Origin of the sequence: Actinomadura rugatobispora (genome assembly GCF_042656285.1) — a bacterium.
GTDB classification, from domain to species: domain Bacteria; phylum Actinomycetota; class Actinomycetes; order Streptosporangiales; family Streptosporangiaceae; genus Spirillospora; species Spirillospora rugatobispora.
In genome coordinates, this window is sequence record NZ_JBHSON010000045.1 from 26361 (window position 1) to 44210 (window position 17850).

The following is a 17850-nucleotide window of genomic DNA, read 5'->3' on the forward strand; positions in this document are numbered from 1 at the left end:
AAAGCCGTAACGAGGCGCGGACTCTTCGCGTCTCCTCCCTCCCCGGGGCAACACACGCCTCTACAGTCTTGGGCCATGATGCTGCGTCGTTCGGCGGGCGGTGCGCTCGCGACCCTGGTGGCCTCGGCGGTGGTCGCGGTGACCGCGTTCGCCTCCAGCGCCGATTCCACAGTGGCCGAGCCCACCGCCGCGCGGGCGGGCGATCTGAAGGCGGACCTGGACGCCATCCTGGCCGACGAGCGGCTCAAGGGCGCCGGCGTCGGCGCCCTGGTGCGGGACGTGCGGACCGGCGAGGTCCGGTACGAGCGGGACGCCGCGGCGCCGCTGATGCCCGCGTCCAACCAGAAGCTCCACACCTCCGCCGCGGCGCTCGCGCTGCTGGGGCCGGGCTACCGGTTCCGCACCGGGGTGTACGCGTCCAAGAAGGCCGGTTCCACGATCAAGGGGGACCTCTACCTCAAGGGCACCGGCGACGCCACCATGCGCGCCGCCGACTACGACCGGCTGGCCGCCCGCGTCGCCGGACGCGGCGTGACCCGGGTCACCGGCGACCTCGTCGCCGACGACGCCTGGTTCGACTCCCAGCGCACCGCGCCCGGCTGGGAGCCCGGGGACTTCCCCTACGCCTACGCCGCCCAGATCTCCGCGCTGACCATCTCGCCCGACGACCGCTTCAACGCCGGCTCGGTCAAGGTGACGGTCGCGCCGGGCGCCGCGGGCAGGCCGGTCACGGTGGCGCTGGACCCGCCCACCGGCGTGGTGAAGGTGGACAACCGGGCCACGACCGGCGCCGCGGGCTCCCCCTCCACGCTGACGGTCGACCGCCCCGCCGGGGCCAACACCATCGTGGTGACCGGCTCGCACCCGAGCGGCGGCGCTCCCGCCGAGCTGCTGCGCACGGTCGAGGAGCCCGCCCTGTACGCGGCCGACGTGTTCCGCGACGCGCTGCGCAGGCACGGCGTCAGCGTCGCGGGCACGACCTCGCGCGGTCGGACGCCGCGCGGCGCCGCCGCGCTGGCCGCCCGCGACTCGATGCCGCTCTCGCAGCTGACGGCCCCGTTCCTCAAGCTGAGCAACAACGTCATCGCCGAGATCCTGGTGAAGGCGATCGGCCGCAAGGCCAAGGGCGAGGGAAGCTGGCGGGCCGGGCTCCCGGTCATCGAGAAGTACCTGGCCGGCCAGGGCGTCTCCCCCGCGCGGACGGACTTGACCGACGGCTCCGGCCTCTCCCGCTCCAACCGGACCACGCCCCGCGACATCGCCGCCCTCCTGGCGAACGCGCGGTCCAAGGACTGGTTCCCCGCCTGGCACCGGGCGCTGCCGGTCGCGGGCGACCCGGATCCGATGGTCGGCGGAACGCTGGCCAAGCGGATGGCGGGCACCCCGGCGGCCGGCAACGTGCGCGCCAAGACCGGAACGCTGACGGGCGTGACGGCGCTGTCGGGCTACGTGCGCGACCCGTCGGGACGGCGGCTGATCTTCTCGCTCGTGCTCAACGGCTACTCGGGCGGTGCCGCGCCCAAGGACATCGAGGACAGGTTCGCCGTCCGGCTGGCGGGCGGGCCCGAGGCCGCCGAGCGGACCGTCACCCCGCGCCGGGCGCCGTCGAGCGGTCCCGAACTCGAATGCTCCTGGACGATGACCTGCTGACCGCGGGCGTCAGCCCTCGCCGGTGAGCTCTTCCATGCGGTCGAGCACGTGCAGGTAGGAGGGCGCCTCGATGAGGACCTCGTCCTCCTCCTCGTCGGCGGCGCCCTCCCCCTCCGGATCCGGGACGACGCGGATGCCCCGGGCGAAGGCGTCCACGTCCGGGACGGCCTCGCGCAGGCGGGCGGCGTCGGGCGACAGCAGGAACAGGCTCACGTCGGTGTCGTCCTCCACCCGCCAGGCGTAGCTCAGCACGGTGGCGGACGCCTCCTCCGCGTCGGCCGACGGCCGCAGCGTCGCGGGCCGCGACATGGCCCGGAGCCCCGCGCCCAGGTGTTCGGTGGGGAACTCCGCAACCTCCGGCGGCCCGTCCGTGCCGGGGAGGTCTGCGCCGGTGTAGAAGCGCAGCGCGTCGTCGCGTTCGCCCTGGGCGCGCCACACGCTCACGGACGCGGCCAGCGGCTCCATCCGCGGGTCGGGCATGTGCAGGTAGGCCATGTGGCTCCACGCCCGCCCGGCCATGAAGGAGCGGTAGTTCAGCAGGAGCGTGACCAGGTTCTTGACGTCCCTGCGGCGGTGGCGCAGCCCGGAGTCGTCCCAGACGGCCTGCGCCTGGTCCATCGCCCAGGACAGGTCGTCCGGCCACAGGTCCGGGGGGATCTCGCGGGGCAGCAGCAGCCAGACGCCGAAGTCGCAGTCGACCTCGGCCCAGCGCGTGCTCATCGACATCGACCAGATCATCACGTTCCTTCGGGTTGTCGCCAATGCCCGGATGGACGGAACCGCTCATGCTAGTGGCGCGCAGGGAGCGACGGTCTCCGCGCGAGCCTTCCGCTGGGCGGAAGGCGGCCGGGCCGGAGGGCCGCCGTCATGGGAGGTTCGCGTGGATGCCCGGCCGCGGACGCGCCGCCGGGCGCGGGCCGGGCGGAGGAGCGCGCGTGATCAAGGATGTGGCGTACGCGGAGGCGGATCCCGCGGGCGGCCGCGGCCACCTGCTGGACCTCTATCTCCCGGAGGAGCGGGCCGTTCCCGGGGCGCCGCGGCCCCTGGTGATCTGGTCGTCGGGGTCGGCGTGGCTGAGCGACGACGGCAAGGCCGGGGCGGAGGAGGCCGCCCGCCACTTCACCGCGGCCGGGTTCGCGGTCGCCGGGGTCAGCGTCCGCTCCAGCTCGCAGGCGCGGTTCCCGGCGCAGCTGCACGACGTGAAGGCGGCCGTCCGCTTCCTGCGCGCGGGCGCGGACCGCTTCGGCCTCGACCCGGAGCGCTTCGCCATCATGGGGAACTCCTCGGGCGGCTGGGTCGCGGCGATGGCGGCCGTCACCTCCGGCATGCCCGAACTGGAGGGCGAGGTCGGGGTGCGAGGCCCCTCCAGCCGCGTCCAGGCCGCGGTCGACTTCTACGGCCCCACCGACTTCCTCCGCATGGACGAGCACATGCCGCCCGGCGCACGCGAGCGGTTCAACGCCATGATGCGCACCACCGACGGCCACAACGACCCACGCTCGCCGGAGTCGCGGCTGGTCGGCGCTCCCGTCCAGGAGCACCCGGACGAGGTGCGGCGCGCCGATCCGACCCGGTACGCGGCGCGCGGCACGCCCCCGCTACTGCTCCTGCACGGGCAGGCCGACCCGCTCGTGCCGGAGAACCAGAGCGCCCTGCTGTTCGAGGCGGTCAGGAGGGCGGGCGGGCGCGCCACGTTCCACTCCCTCCCCGGGGTCGGGCACGAGCACCCCTACGTCACCGACCCGGCGCGGGCCGCGGGGCAGACCGTCCGGTGGACCGAGGACGGCCGGGACGGGGTCGTCGCGGACGCGCCCCCGCCGACCTGGGAGACCATCGAGCGGTTCGTGCGGAAGGCGCTGCGCCTCCCCGAGCCCGCGACGCGCTGACCCGGGGGTTGACGCCATAATGACGTCATGGATCTCACGCCGTATGTCGACCATCTGCGCCGGGAGCTCGAGACCGCCGCGGCGGCCGGGGGGCAGGACGTCCGCGACCTCGCCGGGCGGCTGACCGCGACGCTGGAGTCGGCGGCCCGGCTGGCGCTGCTCAAGGCGCTGTCCGACGCCACGGACGAGATCACCCGGGAGCTGGCGCCCGGCTCGGTCGAGGTCCGGCTGCGCGGGCTCGACCCCGGCTTCGTCGTGACGCCACCGCCGGCCGGCCCGGCGCCCGGCCGCGAGGACGCCGCCGCCGCGGCCGCCCAGCCGCCCCCGGCCGCCGCTCCCCCACCCGCCCCGGAGGCCGACGACGGCGGCACCTCGCGCATCACCCTGCGCGTCCCCGACCATCTCAAGCCGCGGATCGAGGAGGCGGCGGGCCGGGAGGGGCTGTCGGTGAACGCCTGGCTCGTCCGGGCGGTCACCGCCGCGCTCGAACCGGCGGGCCGGGACCGCGACCGGCGCCGCCCGCCCGGCACCGGCTCGGGCTCGGGCCACACGAGCGGCCCCCTCGGCGGGCAGCGCTACACCGGCTGGGTGCGCTAGTGCCGGTCTTCGCCACCCCCGCGCCGATCCTCGCCTCCGTCCAGCTCACGGCCGGTGACGTCATCATCGAGGCCGGCGACCGCGCCGACACGGTCGTCGAGGTGCGCCCCTCCGACGGGGGCCGCGACACCGACGTGGACGCCGCCGCGCAGACCCGGGTCGAGTTCACCGGCGGCGCGCTGTCGATCCGCTCCCCCAAGACACGGGCCTGGCGGTTCTTCGGGACGGGCGGGTCGGTCGACGTCACCGTCCGGCTCCCGTCCGGCTCGCGCGTCGACATCAGGGCCGGGATGGCGGACCTGCGCTGCCAGGGCCGCCTCGGCGCGTCCAGGCTCGACACCTCCTCCGGCCACATCACGGCCGACGCGCTGGGCGGCCCGTCCGAGGTGACCACCGCCAACGGCGACGTCCGGATCGGCGAGATCGACGGGACGGCGGTGGTCAAGTCGTCCAACGGCGGGGTCACGGTCGGCACGGCCGGCGGCGACCTGCGGCTCCAGACCGCCTACGGCGACTTCTCCGTCGACCGCGCCCTGGCGGGCCTCTCCGCCAGGACCGCCTACGGCCGGATCAGGATCGGGGAGGTGGTCCGCGGGTCGATCCTGCTGGAGACCGCCGGCGGCGATCTGGAGGTCGGCGTCCGCGAGGGCACCGCGGCCTGGGTGGACGCGGTGTCGGCGTACGGCAGGGTGACCTCGCGCCTGGAGGCCGCCGAAGGCCCGGGCGGGTCGGAGGAGACCGTCGAGATCCGGGCCCGCACCTCCTACGGCGACATCCGCATCCACCGCGCCTAGCTCAGCCGTTCCAAGAGGTGGACGGTGACGGTGTCACCGGTGCCCTTGCCGATCGCCCGGCGCACGTCGGCCTTGACCGGCAGCTTGTGCGTGCCGTCGCCCAGCGCCATGAACGAACTCCGGAACGGATGCCCGTCGATGGTCCCGCGGACCTTGACCAGCCCCCGCGTCCCGAAGTACTCGGCGGACCCGGGCATCACGACGTAGGTCCAGCCGCCCTCGTTCGGGCTGGTGACCAAGGTCGCGGTGAATCGCTTGTCCAGCTCGGTGCCGCTGGTCTCCTGCCGTCCCATGGCCTGCCTCTTCTCCCGCTCGGGTGGAACGATGTCACAGGGGTGGACCGGACGGGCCGGCGAAACTCATCGCGGGCGGGTCAGCGGCTTTCCCGGCCGGCCGCGGTCCTGTCGGCGGCCTCGCGGCCCCAGGTCGCGGCGGCGTGGCAGGCGCCGAAGCCCTCGGCGCGGGCGACGATCCGGCCCGACTCGATCCGCACCGCGGTCTCGGTGGCGTCGCTGACGGCCGTCACCCCGGCCGCGGCCGCCGTCGCGCCCGTCTCGTCCACGACGATCCGCAGGCGCGGCCACGCCTCCTCCGGCACGGCCTGGCGCAGGCACACCCGCATTTCGGCCAGGACGAGCCGGACCAGCGGTGCCAGCTCGTCCGGGGCGCCGGTGACCAGGACGGCGGTGACCTCGGCCCCCGGCGGCGCGGCCCGCACGGCCTCCTCGGCGGCGGCCAGCCGGTGCAGGCCCAGCACCGCGACCACCCCGTCGCCGGTGAACGGCACCGGATCGCCGCGGAAGGCGTCGGTCGCGGGCGGCGGCGGTGACCACGGGTCGGCGGCCGGGCGGGTTCTGGCGACGATCGGCGGCACCGGCCAGCGGTCGTCGGTCTCCAGGTCGGCGAGCCGCCGGCAGGCGCCGACGATGTCGAACGGCTCGACGAAGCCGGGCGCGGCCGCGGCCAGCTGGGCGGCGCCCTGCAGGGTGGTGAGCGCGGTCTCGGCCGTCCGCACCATCCTGCCGCCGGGGAGGTGCTGCGGGACGGGCGGCCCAAGGCGTTCCAGGCAGAGCCCGAGCAGGACGGCCTCCAGCTTCATCAGCTGCGCGAACGGCTTGCGGAGCCGCTCGTCTGCGATGATCTCGGGGAGCACGTCCATGCCGAGCCGGGCCGCGCCGTGGCGCTGGTCGGTGGCCAGCGGCAGCCGGGCGACCCAGGCCCGGGCGAACGCGGCGAGCGCGTCGCCGGCCGTGCCGCCGGGGCCGGGCGGCGGCGCGGGCTCGCGGTCGGCGAGGTCGGCCAGCACGGCGAAGTACAGCGCCCGCTTGCCGGGGAAGTTGGAGTAGACCGCGCCCCGGGTGAGCTCGGCCCGCTCCGCGATGGCGTCGATCTTGGCGTCGCGGTAGCCGCGCTCGGCGAACTCCTCCCGGGCCGCCTCCAGGACGCGCGCCCGGTTGCGGCGCTGCGTCTCCGCCCTCGTGAGCCGGGCCATCGGCCTCCCCGTTCCGCTCGCGTTGCCGTCCGTCCGCAAGCAAGATACCGTCGGCATTCAGATGATGTCATCATCTGTTCTGCACATCTGAAACTCTGAGACCGATCGGAGCCGCCGCATGGGCGACCTGCCGGAGATCGACCTGACCGACCCCGCGGTCGTGCGCGACCCGTTCACCGTGTACGGGGAGGCCCGCGAGCGCTCCCCGCTGGCCCGGCTGGCCATGCCGGGCTTCGGCACGATGTGGCTGGTGACGCGGCACGCCGAGGCCAGGGACATGCTCAGCGACCCCCGCTTCGCGCTCCGGGCCGACAGTTACCTGCGCCCCGACGTGCCCGAGGACTGCCTGCCGTACATGCGCACGATGGGCGAGATGGACGGCCCGGAGCACACCCGGCTGCGGCGGCTGGTGTCCCCGGCGTTCACCGCCCGCCGCGCCGGCGCGTTCCGGCCCCGGATCGAGCCCCTGGTCGGCCGCCTCCTGGACGGCCTGCCCGGGCGGGCGGGCGGTGGCCCCGTCGACCTCGTCCCGCACTTCACCCGGCCGCTGCCGATGGACGTGATCTGCGAGCTGGTCGGCATCCCGGAGCCCGACCGGCCGCGCTGGCGCGAGTACGGCGCCACGGTCGCGGCGAGCGCGGGCGCCGAGTTCGCCGCGGCCATCCCCGGCATCATGGCGGGCGCCAGGGCCGCCGTCGCGCGCCGCCGCGCCGAGCTCGGCGACGACGTGATCTCCGACCTGGTCCGCCTCCAGACCGGGCACGCCGACCAGCTCACCGACGCCGAGATGGTCACGCTGATCTGGCACCTGGTCATCGCGGGCCAGACGCCGGCCAACCTGGTGGCCAACGCCGTGGCGGCCCTGCTGTCGCATCCCGGCCAGCTCGCCGCGCTCCGCGCCGACCCCGCCCTCCTGCCCCGGGCGGTCGAGGAGGTCATGCGGTGGGGCGGTCCCGCGCTGCTGTCGGTCCCCCGCTTCACCCGCGAGGACGTCGAGCTCGGCGGGGTGCGGATCCCGGCGGGCGAGGCCGTCACCGTCTCGATCGCCGCGGCCAACCGCGACCCGCGCGTGTTCGGCGACCCCGACCGCTTCGACATCGCCCGCGCCCCGGCCGGGGGCGGGGCGGGGCACCTCGGCTTCTCGCACGGCCCGCACTTCTGCCTCGGCGCCTCACTCGCCCGCGTCGAGACCGAGGTCGCGCTGGCGGCGCTGCTGCGCCGCTTCCCCGGCCTGGAGCTCGCCGCCACGGTGGAGGAGCTGCGGGCGCCCGACCCGGGGAACTGGCGGCTGACCTCGCTGCCCGTGAACCTCTGACCCGCGCGGGTCAGGCGGGCGGCCGGGTCCCGGTGACGACGGTCGCGTACAGCTCCTCGGACGCGTCGACCCGCGCGACCAGCCCGGCGGCCTCGACGGCCTCGACGGCGGCGGGGGCCTGCCGCTCGCTCGTCTCGAACAGCAGGTGCCCGCAGGGTGCCAGCCAGTCCGGCGCGCCGCCGATGACGCGGCGCGCCACCTCGAGGCCGTCGGCGCCGCCGTCCAGCGCCACCCTGGGCTCGTGCAGCCGGGCCTCGGCGGGCATCAGCCCGACCTCCCCGGACGGCACGTACGGCACGTTGGCGGCCAGGACGCCGACGCGGCCCCGCAGCACCGCCGGGAGGGGGTCGTAGAGGTCGCCCTCGTGGACCCGGCCGCCCGCGCCGGCGAGGTTGCGGCGCGCGCAGCGCACGGCGGCCGGCTCGATGTCGGCCGCGTGCAGTTCCACCGGTCCGAGGGCGGCGGCCAGCGCGGCGCCGACCGCCCCCGAGCCGCAGCACAGGTCGACGACCACCGCCGGCGGGCGCGCGGCGGCACGGGCCAGCGCGACGGCCCGCTCGACCAGGAACTCGGTGCGGCGGCGCGGGACGAACACCCCGGGGTCGACGGCCACGCGCAGCCCGCCGAACTCGGCCCAGCCCACCACGTGCTCCAGCGGCAGCCCGGCCGCGCGGCGCTCCACCAGCGCGTCGAGCTCCTCGGGGGTGGCGGCGGCGGACATGATCAGCCGCGCCTCGTCCTCGGCGAACACGCAGCCCGCGGCGCGCAGCCTGCCGACGACGGAGGCGGTCAGGGAGGGAGTGGGAGATGCCATGGGCCGACCACCCTACCCGGCCGGGACAATGGGGAAGCGTGACAGTCACCGACAAATCCGGCGGATTCGGCAACGGCCGCGCGGCCGTCCCGGCCGCGCCGGACGCGCCCGAGACGCCCTGGCTGCGCCCGCAGTCGCTGCTGCTCACCTTCTGCGGCGGCTACCTGCTCGGACGCGACGAGGCCGTCTTCTCCGGCGGCCTGATCGCCGTGCTCGACCGGGTCGGGGTCAAGGAGCACGCCGCCCGCTCCACCCTCGCCCGGATGACCCGGCGCGACCTGCTCACCCGCCACCGCCACGGCAAGCGCGTCTTCTACGGCCTGACCGAGCACGCCCGGGAGGTGCTGGGCGAGGGCGAGGACCGGATCTGGCGGCAGCCCGCGGTCAACCGCGACTGGGACGGCCGGTGGACCCTGCTGGGCTTCTCGCTGCCCGAACGGCAGCGCGGCGACCGGCACCTGCTGCGCTCAAGGCTGTCGTGGGCCGGGTTCGGGATGCTCCAGAACGGCCTGTGGCTCACTCCCGCCGCCGTCGACGTCGACCGGCTACTGGAGGGCCTGGACGTGGTCGACCACGTGAAGGCGTTCCGGGCGACCATGGTCGCCCCCACCGACGTCGACCAGATGATCGCCGACGCGTGGGACCTGGACGCGCTGGCCGCCCGCTACCGCGCCTTCCTCGACCGCTGGGACCGGCCCGAGCCGGTCCCGGCGGCGCGCGACGACCTGGCCCGCCAGCTGCTGCTGCTCACCGAGTGGCTGATGCTGGTCCGGGAGGACCCGCGGCTGCCGGTGGAGCACCTGCCCGCCGACTGGCCCGCCGTGCGCGCCGAGCACGTCGCGCTGCGGCTGCGCCGCGCCTACGAGGGGCCGTCGCGGCGCATCGCCGGGGAGATCCTGGAGTGGGCCCCGTCCCCGGAGCCCACTCCTCTCAGTGTGCGTCGCTCAGCGGATCAGAGGTAGTTGCGCAGCACGACCTCGGCCACGCACGCCGGCTTGGCGGCGCCCTCGACCTCGAACGTCAGCGTGAGGGTGATCTGCACGCCGCCCTTCACCTCGGCCACCTCGTCCAGGGACGCCCCGCAGCGCAGCTTGGCGCCGACCGGCACCGGCGAGGGGAAGCGCACCTTGTTGCAGCCGTAGTTGACGCCCATGGTGAAGCCTTGAACGTCCAGGATCTGCGGGAGGAAGGAGGGCACCAGCGACAGCGTGAGGTAGCCGTGCGCGATGGGGCCGCCGAACGGGCCCGCGGCGGCCCGCTCCGGGTCGACGTGGATCCACTGGTGGTCGCCGGTGGCGTCGGCGAACTGGTTCACCCGCTCCTGGGTGACCTCCATCCAGTCGCTGTGCCCGAGGTGCTTCCCGGCGAGGGCGCGCAGGCCCTCCACTCCAACGGCGGTCGTCGGCATGGTGTCTCCTTGGATTCTCGATCGCTCATGCGGGGGGCGTCCCGCCGTTCTACCTGGTCCTCGTCCCGGACCCGGCGCCGGGTCCCGGTTCAGGCGAGGCCGAACAGGCGGGCGGCGTTCTCCTTGAGGATCAGCGGCCGCACCTCGGGCTTGATGTCGAGCTTCCCGAAGTCCGCCAGCCAGCGCTCCGGCGTGATCATCGGGTAGTCGGAGCCGAACAGCACCTTCTCCTTGAGCAGCGTGTTGGCGTACTGGACGAGCTGCGGCGGGAAGTACTTCGGCGACCAGCCCGACAGGTCGATGTGCACGGTCGGCTTGTGCATCGCCACCGACAGCGCCTCGTCCTGCCAGGGGAAGGACGGGTGCGCCAGGATGATCGGCATGTCCGGGAAGTCCACCGCGACGTCGTCGACGTGCATCGGGTTGGAGTACTTCAGCCGGATCCCGCCCCCGCCGGGGGTGCCCGCCCCGACGCCGGTGTGCCCGGTGTGGAACAGGGCGATGCGGCCGTGCTCGGCGATGACCTCGTACAGCGGGTAGACCGACGGGTCGTTCGGGAAGAAGCCCTGCATGTTGGGGTGGAACTTGAACCCGCGGATCTGGGGGTGCGAGGCGAGCAGCTCCCGCGCCTCCCGGACGCCCTCGGCGCCGCGCGCCGGGTCGATGCTGGCGAACGGGATCAGCGCGTCGGAGTTCTCCGCGGCCAGTTCCGCGATCTCCTCGTTGCCCGCGGCGTGCTCGTTGGCGCCGCCGCCGGCCTTGTCGACGCCGAAGACAACGGCGGCCATGCCCCGCTCGCGGTAGTAGGCGGCGATGTCGCGGGCGGTGTGCGCGGCGACGGCGTCCGAGCGGAAGTACTCGGCCATCTCCTTGAGCGTCTCGCCGCCCGCCTCCCCGGCGTCCCGGCGGACCGAGCCGTGGACGTGCACGTGGACGTCGATGGCGGAGACGGCTCCCAGGTCGATCGCCATGGTCAGCGTCCTCCCGTCTCGGCGCCGGGCGGCGGGGCCAGCGTGTAGTCCTGCAGATGCGGCTCGAACACCGACGGGAAGATCGAGGCGAGCGTCTCGGGGGTCCAGCCGCCGTCCCGCACGGCGGTGGCGACCTCGGTGGGGTGCGACCACAGGGTGACGCGGTCGCCGCCGGCCGCCAGGCACTGCCCGGTGATCCCGGCGGCGGCGTCGGAGGCCAGGAAGACCACGGCGGGCGCGGCGTCCTCGGCGGTGCCCAGCCCGCCGCGGCGCATGTGCTCGGGGACGGGGGCGCCCTGCTCGACCTGCTCGACGATCTCGCCGAGCCCGGGGATGGTGGCGACCATCCGGGTCAGCGCGGTGGGGATGACGGCGTTGACGGTGACGCCCATCCGCTCGCACTCGACCGCCCAGGTCCGCACGAGCCCGACGATCCCGGCCTTGGACGCCGAGTAGGCGGTCTGGCCGAAGCTGGCGCGCTGACCGGCCGGCGAGCCGACCAGGATCAGCCGCCCGCCGTCGCCCTGCTCGCGGAACCGGCGGACGGCGGCGCGGCCGCAGGTGAACGTGCCGCGCAGGTGGGTGCGCACGACCGCGTCGAAGTCCTCGTCGCCGGTGTTGCGCAGCGTGCGGTCCCGCAGGACGCCCGCGTTGGTGCACATGACGTCCAGCCGGCCGAACTCGGCGACCGCCCGCGCGACCAGGGCGTCGGCCGTCTCCGACTCTCCGATCACGCCGGTCTCGGCGACCGCGGAGCCGCCCGCCCCGGCGATCAGCGCGACGGTCTCGTCGGCGACCCCGGCGTCGATGTCGTTGACGACGACCGCGGCGCCCTCGGCCGCCATCGCCCGGGCGTACGCCCTGCCGAGACCGCGCCCGGCGCCGGTGACCACGGCGACCTTGCCCTTGAGCATGCATCCTCCTGTGAACGGCCGCGAGCGGCCCGGGATCGGTTGACCCACCCCATGAAGTTAGTCAGATGCGTTACGGCCGTCAATGATGTGCCTTACATCCCGGCTCGCCGGAGATGCCCGGACCGGTCAGGCGCGATGGTCCCGCTGGAACATCGAGTACAGCCACCACAGCGACGGCAGGAGCAGCAGCGCGCCCACGGCCAGCGCGCCCAGGCTGGCGGCCAGCACGGAATCGGTCGCCGCCGCCTCGTCCAGCGGGACCCCCGGCAGCAGGTCCGGGTACTGGCCGAGCCCCCAGCCCCACAGCAGTCCGATGACGGCCAGCGCCGCGGTGACCCGGACGGCCACGTACGCGCGCCGCCACAGCAGCGCCAGCGACGCCAGCCCCGCGACGACCGACACCACCAGCAGCGGCAGCCCGCGCCCCGAGGTCAGCTCGGTGAACAGCCCCGGCGCGTCGGCGCGCAGCACCGCCAGCCCCGCCACCGACAGCACCCCGACCACCGCCCCGGTGACCAGGGCGCGCCGCCGGAACTCCTCGGCCAGCCCGCGCTCGCCGCCGCGCTCGGCGTCCCGGGTGAGGAACACCGCCGCCAGGTAGGCCGCGACCCCGACCGCCAGCACCCCGCTGATGAGCGAGGTCGGATTGAGCCAGCTGGTCAGCAGATCGCCCGCCGCGATCCCCGGCGGCACCCGGCCGGAGGCGATCGCGCCCGCCACCGTGCCCAGGAAGAACGGCGTGACCAGCGACGAGAACGCGAACGTCGCGCCGAACAGCCGCTGCTGCCACAGCTCCGTGCTCGCCTTGCGGAACGCGAACGCGGCCCCGCGCGCGATGATGCCCAGCGCCACCAGCGTCAGCGGGACGTACAGCGTCGAGGCGATCGCCGCGAACACCGGCGGCACCGCGGTCCAGGTCACCACGATCACGAAGATCAGCCAGACGTGGTTGGTCTCCCAGACCGGGCCGATCGAGTGCTCCACCAGCGCCCGCCGCGGCCGCCCGCGCTCGGCGCCCCCGGCCAGCAGGTCCCACACCCCGCCGCCGAAGTCGGCGCCGCCGAACAGCACGTAGGCGGTCAGGCCGATCCACAGCACCACCAGCATGATCTCCGGCAGCGGCATCGTCAGACCACCTTGAAGTCGGTGACGTCGCGCTCCTGCGGCGCGATCGGCACCGGCCGGTACCGGGCCATGCGCCGCAGCACGTACACCGTCGCCACCGTCAGCACCACGTACACGACGCTGACCAGCACGAACCCCCACACCAGGCCGGGCGCCGGGTTGACCGCCCGGGACGTGCGCATGACGCCGTACACGATCCACGGCTGCCGCCCGACCTCGGTCACCACCCAGCCGGCCTCCAGCGCCACCACCGCGGCCACGCCCGACAGCGCCGCCGCCCGCAGGAACCACGGCGTGCGCGGCAGGTCGCGGCGCCGCCACCAGCAGAACGCCGCCCAGGCCGCCAGGGCCAGCAGCGCGAGCCCCAGCCCCACCATGATCTGGAACGCCCAGTGCACGACGTTCACCGGCGGCCGGTCCGCCACGGGCACCTGGTTCAGCCCGGCGATCTCCGCGTCCGGGTTCCAGTGCGCCAGCAGCGACAGCCCGTACGGGATCTCCAGCGCGTACCGCATCTCGCCGTCGATCGCGACCCCGCCGACGTGCAGCGGCACCCCGCGCGCGGTCTCGAAGACCCCTTCCATCGCCGCCAGCTTCACCGGCTGGTTGCTCGCCACGAAGTGCGCCGCCCAGTCCCCCACCCCGATCTGCACCGGGGTGACGACCGCCGCCACGGTGAACGGGATCAGGAACCCCAGCCGGTGGTAGCGGTCCCGGCGCCCGCGCAGCATCGCCACCGCGTACACGCTCGCCATGGTGAACCCGGCCACCATGAACGCGGCCAGGATCATGTGGACGGTCTGCGGCGGCGTGGCCGGGTTGAACATCGCCGCCCACGGGTCCACCGCCACGATCCGGCCGCCCTCGGTGTCGAACCCGGTCGGCTGCTGCATCCACGCGTTGGCCGTCACGACGAAGAACGCGCTGGCCACGCCCGCGACCACGATCGGGATCCCGGTCAGCATGTGCCGCACGGGCGGCAGCCGGTCCCAGGCGTACAGGTAGACGCCCAGGAAGATCGCCTCGATGAAGAACGCGATGCCCTCCAGCGAGAACGGCAGCCCGATGACCTCCCCGTAGGTGCCCATCAGGCCCGGCCACAGCAGGCCCATCTCGAACGACAGGATGGTCCCCGACACCGCGCCGACCGCGAACAGCACGCCCATCGCGCGGCCCCAGCGCCGGGCCAGCAGCCGGTAGTGCTCGTCCCCGGTGCGGTGCCCGCGCCACTCGGCGATCAGGGTGATGGCCGGCATGCCCACGCCCAGGCAGGCCAGGACGATGTGCCAGCCCAGCGACAGCGCCATCTGCATCCGCGCGGCGCCGAGATCGGCCCCCGTGGTGGCCTCGGTGGCGGCGGCGGCCACCGCCGCCAGCGGCCCGCTCACCCGGATCCCTCCGGCGACACCGCCATGTCGTCCTCCCCCGCGTGTGGTCGGGGCCTGCATACCCCCTCACATGCGATGACACCTCGGGCGGGGACGGGAGGGGGACAGGGACGGGCGGCCGAGCGATTCGCCGGCACGTCGCCTGCAAGCCCCCTTCCGGACATCCCGGTCATGAAAGCATCGGCGCGAGACGATCTCCGAGGAGAAGCCCATGATCCGTGCCGGCGCCCTCACGGCCACCGCGTCCGCGGCCGTGACCGCGGTCACCCTCGCCCTGCCCCTCGTCCCGGCCCACGCCGGGGAGCGGCGGGACGTCCGGTTCGCCACGTTCAACGCGTCCCTCAACCGCGGTACCGAGGGGCAGCTGGTCAAGGACCTGTCCACCCCCGGCAACGCGCAGGCCGCCACCGTCGCGGAGATCATCCAGCGGGCCCGGCCGGACGTCCTGCTCATCAACGAGTTCGACTACGACGCGAGGGGCGAGGCGGCCCGGCTCTTCCAGGACAACTACCTGTCCCAGGGCCGCAACGGCGCCGCCCCCATCCGCTACCCCTACCGGTACACCGCGCCCAGCAACACCGGCGTCGCCTCCGGACACGACCTCAACAACGACGGCGCCGTCACCACGGCCCCCGGCTCCGACGCCTACGGGCAGGACGCGCTCGGCTACGGCTTCTTCCCCGGCCAGTACGGCATGGTCGTCTACTCGCGGCACCCGATCGACCACCGCGGCATCCGGACGTTCCAGAAGTTCCTGTGGAAGGACATGCCCGGCGCGGCCCTCCCGCCCGGCTGGTACTCGGACGAGGAGCTCGGGGCGGTGCGGCTGTCGTCCAAGAGCCACTGGGACGTGCCGATCAAGCTGGGCCGCCGCACCGTCCACTTCCTGGCCTCCCACCCGACGCCGCCCACGTTCGACGGCGCCGAGGACCGCAACGGCCGCCGCAACCACGACGAGATCCGGCTCTGGGCCGACTACGTGCGGCCCTCCCACGGCCGCTACCTCTACGACGACCAGGGCCGGCGCGGCGGGCTGCGTCCCGGCGCCGAGTTCGTGATCGCCGGCGACCAGAACGCCGACCCGCACGACGGCGACAGCCACGACCACGCCATCCTGCAGCTGCTCGGCAACCCCCGCGTCAACGCCGGCGTGCGCCCCGCCAGCGAGGGCGCGGCCGAGGCGAGCCGGCTCCAGGGCGGCGCCAACGCCGGGCACAAGGGCGACCCCCGTTACGACACCGCCGACTTCGCCGACACCGCGCCCGGCAACCTGCGGGCCGACTACGTGCTGCCCTCCAAGGGCCTGAAGGCCACGGGGGCCGGGGTGTTCTGGCCGGTGGCGTCGGACCCGCTGTCCCGCCTCACCGGCGCCTACCCGTTCCCGAGCTCCGACCACCGCCTGGTCTGGCTGGACGTCCGCCGCTGACGGACGGGCGCGCCCGTCGGGCACCATGGGAGGGTGGCAGACACTCTCCCGCTCACCTCCGGCCACCGGCTGGAGATGCTGGCCGACCTGGTCGCCGACGGGGACCTGGTGGTCCTGAGCGGCGCCGGGCTGTCGACCGAGTCCGGGATCCCCGACTACCGCGGGGAGACCGGACGCCGGCGGCAGGCCCGGCCGATGACCTACCAGACCTTCGTCGGCAGCGCCGCCGCCCGCCGCCGGTACTGGGCCCGCGGGCACCTGGGCTGGCGGCACATCGCCCGCGCCGACCCCAACGCCGGCCACCACGTGGTGCCCGAACTCCAGCGCCGCGGCCTGGTCGCCGGCATCATCACCCAGAACGTCGACGGGCTCCACCAGGCCGCCGGGGCGCGGGACGTGATCGAGCTGCACGGCGGGCTCGACCGCGTCCTGTGCCTGGGCTGCGGCCGCCGCTCCCCGCGCCGGGACCTGCACGACCGGCTGAACGAGGCCAACCCCGGCTGGCGGGACGAGTCCGCCGCGATCAACCCCGACGGCGACGTCGCGCTGAGCGACGAGCGGATCGAGTCGTTCCGGACCGTGGACTGCGACCGCTGCGGCGGGGTGCTCAAACCCGACGTGATCTTCTTCGGCGAGAACGTGCCCCGGCCGCGCGTCCGGGAATGCTTCACGCTGACCGAACGGGCGGGCGCGCTCCTGGTCCTCGGCTCCTCCCTGACGGTGATGTCGGGCCTGCGCTTCGTCCGGCACGCCGCCACCCTGGACATCCCCATCGCCATCATCAACCAGGGCCCCACCAGGGGAGACGAACACGCCCTCCTGACCCTGAACGCCCCCCTGGGCCCCACCCTCTCGGGCCTGGTGCGCCCGTCAGGCCGGTGAGGCGGCGGGGGCCGCCGCCTGCATCGTGGTGAAGTTGCGGACGTACTGGGTGTAGATCGTCTTGTCGGTCAGCCGCAGGAGGGCCTCGTCGTTGCGGCGCAGCGAGGTCTGGTTGTAGTTGTGGCTGCCGGTGAGCACCACGCGGGCGCGGTCGTCGCGGCCGAACGAGCCCTCGATCAGCATGTACTTGGAGTGGATCCGGCCGGGCAGGCCGCTTCCGCCGCCCAGGACGCGCAGTCCGATCCGGGGCTCGCTCTGGAGGACCTGCTTGACCTCGTCGTCGACGATGCCGTAGACGATCTGGACGGTGCAGCCCTGGCGGGCCAGGTCGCGGAGGCGTTCGGCGATGGCGACGCGGTAGGCGTCCCACTCGGACATGCCGACCCGGATGGCGGTGCCCGGCGTGCAGCGCACCAGGCCCAGGTTCTCCACGATCGGGTCGGTGGAGGCGTCGGTCCCGGCGCGCGGGAAGAAGGACGCCTGCACCTTGCGGGCGTCCACGGTCCGGTAGTAGTCGAGGTTCTTGCGCTCGGCCGCGAGGTCGGCGAAGTAGGCCGAGTAGGCGCCGTAGAGCCGCTTGTCGCCGACGAGGGTGACCGCGTTGTTCCAGTACGTGGTGGAGTTGAGGTCGGTCAGGTTCGCCGAGGACTGCACCACCACGTTCTTGGCCCGGCCCACGCGCGAGAACAGGTAGAACTTGTTGTGCTGGCCCTTGTCTCCGATGCACGCGGCCGTCCCGCCCGACATCGGGCCCGTGCAGACGTGCAGGAACGAGCGGTCCGCGGTGTCGGTGCCCAGCGCGTCGGCGAGGCGCCGGGCCACGGCCGCGCCGCGGGTGTCGCCGTCCACCAGGACCTGCACGCGGACGCCGCGCCGGTGCGCCTTGATCAGCTCGTCGGCGAAGCCGGTGCCCGCCGTCCCCGACATGACGAAGTGCGCGACCTGGACGGTGGCGCCCGCGGGCGTCTGCTCGACCAGCGAGCACAGCCGCTGCGCGATCGCGGCCGGGTCGCCGCCCACCGGCTCGCTGAACACGGCTCCGGTCGTGACCTTGACCTCGGGAGCGTCCGCGCAGGGGGCGGGGGCGGCGGCCGCGGCACCGCCGCCGGCGAGCAGCGCGCCTCCGGCGGCGAACACGGTGGCGGCCAGCACGGACATGAACTTCCCAGCCATGGAACCGATCTCCTT

The 17850-nt window shown here is 74.5% G+C and carries 18 protein-coding genes; 8 read left to right on the plus strand and 10 right to left on the minus strand.

The genetic code is table 11. The annotated features are described in order from the left end of the window. Nucleotides 1-75 precede the first annotated feature (75 nt). On the plus strand, nucleotides 76-1650 hold the full coding sequence (dacB, locus tag ACFPZN_RS29295; protein WP_378285465.1) for a D-alanyl-D-alanine carboxypeptidase/D-alanyl-D-alanine endopeptidase: 1575 nt from the start codon (nucleotides 76-78) through the stop codon (nucleotides 1648-1650). Nucleotides 1651-1659: 9 nt separating this feature from the next. Here the strand turns inward: dacB and ACFPZN_RS29300 are convergent, their stop codons facing one another. Continuing rightward, a complete protein-coding gene (locus tag ACFPZN_RS29300) occupies nucleotides 1660-2376 on the minus strand; it encodes a hypothetical protein (RefSeq protein WP_378285466.1) in 717 nt (238 codons plus the stop codon). 209 nt (nucleotides 2377-2585) lie between these two features. On the opposite strand from ACFPZN_RS29300, the gene ACFPZN_RS29305 reads away from it, so the two are divergent. From ACFPZN_RS29305 to ACFPZN_RS29315, 3 genes are read left to right on the plus strand one after another with little or no spacing between them, the layout of a single operon-like run. Continuing rightward, nucleotides 2586-3536, plus strand: coding sequence for an alpha/beta hydrolase fold domain-containing protein (locus tag ACFPZN_RS29305; protein WP_378285467.1), 951 nt, complete (start codon nucleotides 2586-2588; stop codon nucleotides 3534-3536). Nucleotides 3537-3563: 27 nt separating this feature from the next. Beyond that, the gene (locus tag ACFPZN_RS29310) at nucleotides 3564-4133 is read left to right on the plus strand and encodes a hypothetical protein (protein WP_378285468.1); all 570 of its coding nucleotides are present in this window, start codon (nucleotides 3564-3566) and stop codon (nucleotides 4131-4133) included. Then, nucleotides 4133-4927 (plus strand): DUF4097 family beta strand repeat-containing protein, encoded by a 795-nt coding sequence (locus tag ACFPZN_RS29315; protein WP_378285469.1) that lies wholly within the window; start codon nucleotides 4133-4135, stop codon nucleotides 4925-4927. The genes ACFPZN_RS29310 and ACFPZN_RS29315 overlap by 1 nt, the downstream gene beginning before the upstream one ends. Here ACFPZN_RS29315 and ACFPZN_RS29320 read toward each other — a convergent pair. Together ACFPZN_RS29320 and ACFPZN_RS29325 are read right to left on the minus strand one after the other, a co-directional pair. After that, complete coding sequence (locus tag ACFPZN_RS29320) at nucleotides 4924-5220, minus strand: DUF1905 domain-containing protein (protein ID WP_378285470.1); 297 nt, start codon at nucleotides 5218-5220, stop codon at nucleotides 4924-4926. The genes ACFPZN_RS29315 and ACFPZN_RS29320 overlap by 4 nt on opposite strands. 80 nt (nucleotides 5221-5300) lie before the next feature. Next, on the minus strand, nucleotides 5301-6419 hold the full coding sequence (locus ACFPZN_RS29325) for a TetR/AcrR family transcriptional regulator (RefSeq protein WP_378285471.1): 1119 nt from the start codon (nucleotides 6417-6419) through the stop codon (nucleotides 5301-5303). Between the two features lie 118 nt (nucleotides 6420-6537). On the opposite strand from ACFPZN_RS29325, the gene ACFPZN_RS29330 reads away from it, so the two are divergent. Beyond that, on the plus strand, nucleotides 6538-7734 hold the full coding sequence (locus ACFPZN_RS29330; RefSeq protein ID WP_378285472.1) for a cytochrome P450: 1197 nt from the start codon (nucleotides 6538-6540) through the stop codon (nucleotides 7732-7734). A gap of 10 nt (nucleotides 7735-7744) precedes the next feature. On the opposite strand, the gene ACFPZN_RS29335 is transcribed toward ACFPZN_RS29330, so the two are convergent. Then, nucleotides 7745-8548, minus strand: a complete 804-nt coding sequence (locus ACFPZN_RS29335; protein WP_378285473.1) for a putative protein N(5)-glutamine methyltransferase — start codon at nucleotides 8546-8548, stop codon at nucleotides 7745-7747. A 38-nt stretch (nucleotides 8549-8586) separates the two neighbouring features. Here ACFPZN_RS29335 and ACFPZN_RS29340 point away from each other — a divergent pair, with 38 nt between their 5' ends. Continuing rightward, complete coding sequence (locus tag ACFPZN_RS29340) at nucleotides 8587-9510, plus strand: PaaX family transcriptional regulator (RefSeq protein ID WP_378285474.1); 924 nt, start codon at nucleotides 8587-8589, stop codon at nucleotides 9508-9510. Here ACFPZN_RS29340 and ACFPZN_RS29345 read toward each other — a convergent pair. The 5 genes from ACFPZN_RS29345 to ACFPZN_RS29365 all read right to left on the minus strand — a co-directional run bounded on the left by ACFPZN_RS29345 (nucleotide 9501) and on the right by ACFPZN_RS29365 (nucleotide 14354). Further along, the gene (locus tag ACFPZN_RS29345) at nucleotides 9501-9956 is read right to left on the minus strand and encodes a MaoC family dehydratase (protein WP_378285475.1); all 456 of its coding nucleotides are present in this window, start codon (nucleotides 9954-9956) and stop codon (nucleotides 9501-9503) included. The genes ACFPZN_RS29340 and ACFPZN_RS29345 overlap by 10 nt on opposite strands. Before the next feature lie 89 nt (nucleotides 9957-10045). Next, the gene (locus tag ACFPZN_RS29350; RefSeq protein WP_378285476.1) at nucleotides 10046-10927 is read right to left on the minus strand and encodes an amidohydrolase family protein; all 882 of its coding nucleotides are present in this window, start codon (nucleotides 10925-10927) and stop codon (nucleotides 10046-10048) included. Between the two features lie 2 nt (nucleotides 10928-10929). Further along, on the minus strand, nucleotides 10930-11841 hold the full coding sequence (locus ACFPZN_RS29355) for an SDR family NAD(P)-dependent oxidoreductase (RefSeq protein WP_378285477.1): 912 nt from the start codon (nucleotides 11839-11841) through the stop codon (nucleotides 10930-10932). Between the two features lie 126 nt (nucleotides 11842-11967). After that, complete coding sequence (locus ACFPZN_RS29360; protein WP_378285478.1) at nucleotides 11968-12966, minus strand: cytochrome d ubiquinol oxidase subunit II; 999 nt, start codon at nucleotides 12964-12966, stop codon at nucleotides 11968-11970. 2 nt (nucleotides 12967-12968) lie between these two features. Next, nucleotides 12969-14354 (minus strand): cytochrome ubiquinol oxidase subunit I, encoded by a 1386-nt coding sequence (locus tag ACFPZN_RS29365; RefSeq protein ID WP_378285479.1) that lies wholly within the window; start codon nucleotides 14352-14354, stop codon nucleotides 12969-12971. 211 nt (nucleotides 14355-14565) lie between these two features. On the opposite strand from ACFPZN_RS29365, the gene ACFPZN_RS29370 reads away from it, so the two are divergent. Beyond that, nucleotides 14566-15780, plus strand: a complete 1215-nt coding sequence (locus ACFPZN_RS29370) for an endonuclease/exonuclease/phosphatase family protein (protein ID WP_378285480.1) — start codon at nucleotides 14566-14568, stop codon at nucleotides 15778-15780. A 75-nt stretch (nucleotides 15781-15855) separates the two neighbouring features. Further along, nucleotides 15856-16662: an NAD-dependent protein deacetylase gene (locus ACFPZN_RS29375; protein WP_378285508.1), complete on the plus strand. Its 807-nt coding sequence runs from the start codon at nucleotides 15856-15858 to the stop codon at nucleotides 16660-16662. Here ACFPZN_RS29375 and ACFPZN_RS29380 read toward each other — a convergent pair. Further along, nucleotides 16651-17835: a phospholipase D-like domain-containing protein gene (locus tag ACFPZN_RS29380; protein ID WP_378285481.1), complete on the minus strand. Its 1185-nt coding sequence runs from the start codon at nucleotides 17833-17835 to the stop codon at nucleotides 16651-16653. The two genes, ACFPZN_RS29375 and ACFPZN_RS29380, sit on opposite strands and share 12 nt — an antisense overlap. Between the last annotated feature and the right edge of the window lie 15 nt (nucleotides 17836-17850).

Excerpts from the sequence above, each read along its gene's own strand:
- ACFPZN_RS29370 (WP_378285480.1), top strand. The coding sequence starts at position 14,566 with ATGATCCGTGCCGGCGCCCTCACGGCCACCGCGTCCGCGGCCGTGACC.
- ACFPZN_RS29360 (WP_378285478.1), bottom strand. The coding sequence starts at position 12,966 with ATGCCGCTGCCGGAGATCATGCTGGTGGTGCTGTGGATCGGCCTGACC.
- ACFPZN_RS29355 (WP_378285477.1), bottom strand. The coding sequence starts at position 11,841 with ATGCTCAAGGGCAAGGTCGCCGTGGTCACCGGCGCCGGGCGCGGTCTC.
- ACFPZN_RS29300 (WP_378285466.1), bottom strand. The coding sequence starts at position 2,376 with ATGTCGATGAGCACGCGCTGGGCCGAGGTCGACTGCGACTTCGGCGTC.
- ACFPZN_RS29325 (WP_378285471.1), bottom strand. The coding sequence starts at position 6,419 with ATGGCCCGGCTCACGAGGGCGGAGACGCAGCGCCGCAACCGGGCGCGC.
- ACFPZN_RS29330 (WP_378285472.1), top strand. The coding sequence starts at position 6,538 with ATGGGCGACCTGCCGGAGATCGACCTGACCGACCCCGCGGTCGTGCGC.
- ACFPZN_RS29350 (WP_378285476.1), bottom strand. The coding sequence starts at position 10,927 with ATGGCGATCGACCTGGGAGCCGTCTCCGCCATCGACGTCCACGTGCAC.
- dacB (WP_378285465.1), top strand. The coding sequence starts at position 76 with ATGATGCTGCGTCGTTCGGCGGGCGGTGCGCTCGCGACCCTGGTGGCC.
- ACFPZN_RS29345 (WP_378285475.1), bottom strand. The coding sequence starts at position 9,956 with ATGCCGACGACCGCCGTTGGAGTGGAGGGCCTGCGCGCCCTCGCCGGG.
- ACFPZN_RS29335 (WP_378285473.1), bottom strand. The coding sequence starts at position 8,548 with ATGGCATCTCCCACTCCCTCCCTGACCGCCTCCGTCGTCGGCAGGCTG.
- ACFPZN_RS29310 (WP_378285468.1), top strand. The coding sequence starts at position 3,564 with ATGGATCTCACGCCGTATGTCGACCATCTGCGCCGGGAGCTCGAGACC.
- ACFPZN_RS29320 (WP_378285470.1), bottom strand. The coding sequence starts at position 5,220 with ATGGGACGGCAGGAGACCAGCGGCACCGAGCTGGACAAGCGATTCACC.
- ACFPZN_RS29380 (WP_378285481.1), bottom strand. The coding sequence starts at position 17,835 with ATGGCTGGGAAGTTCATGTCCGTGCTGGCCGCCACCGTGTTCGCCGCC.
- ACFPZN_RS29375 (WP_378285508.1), top strand. The coding sequence starts at position 15,856 with ATGCTGGCCGACCTGGTCGCCGACGGGGACCTGGTGGTCCTGAGCGGC.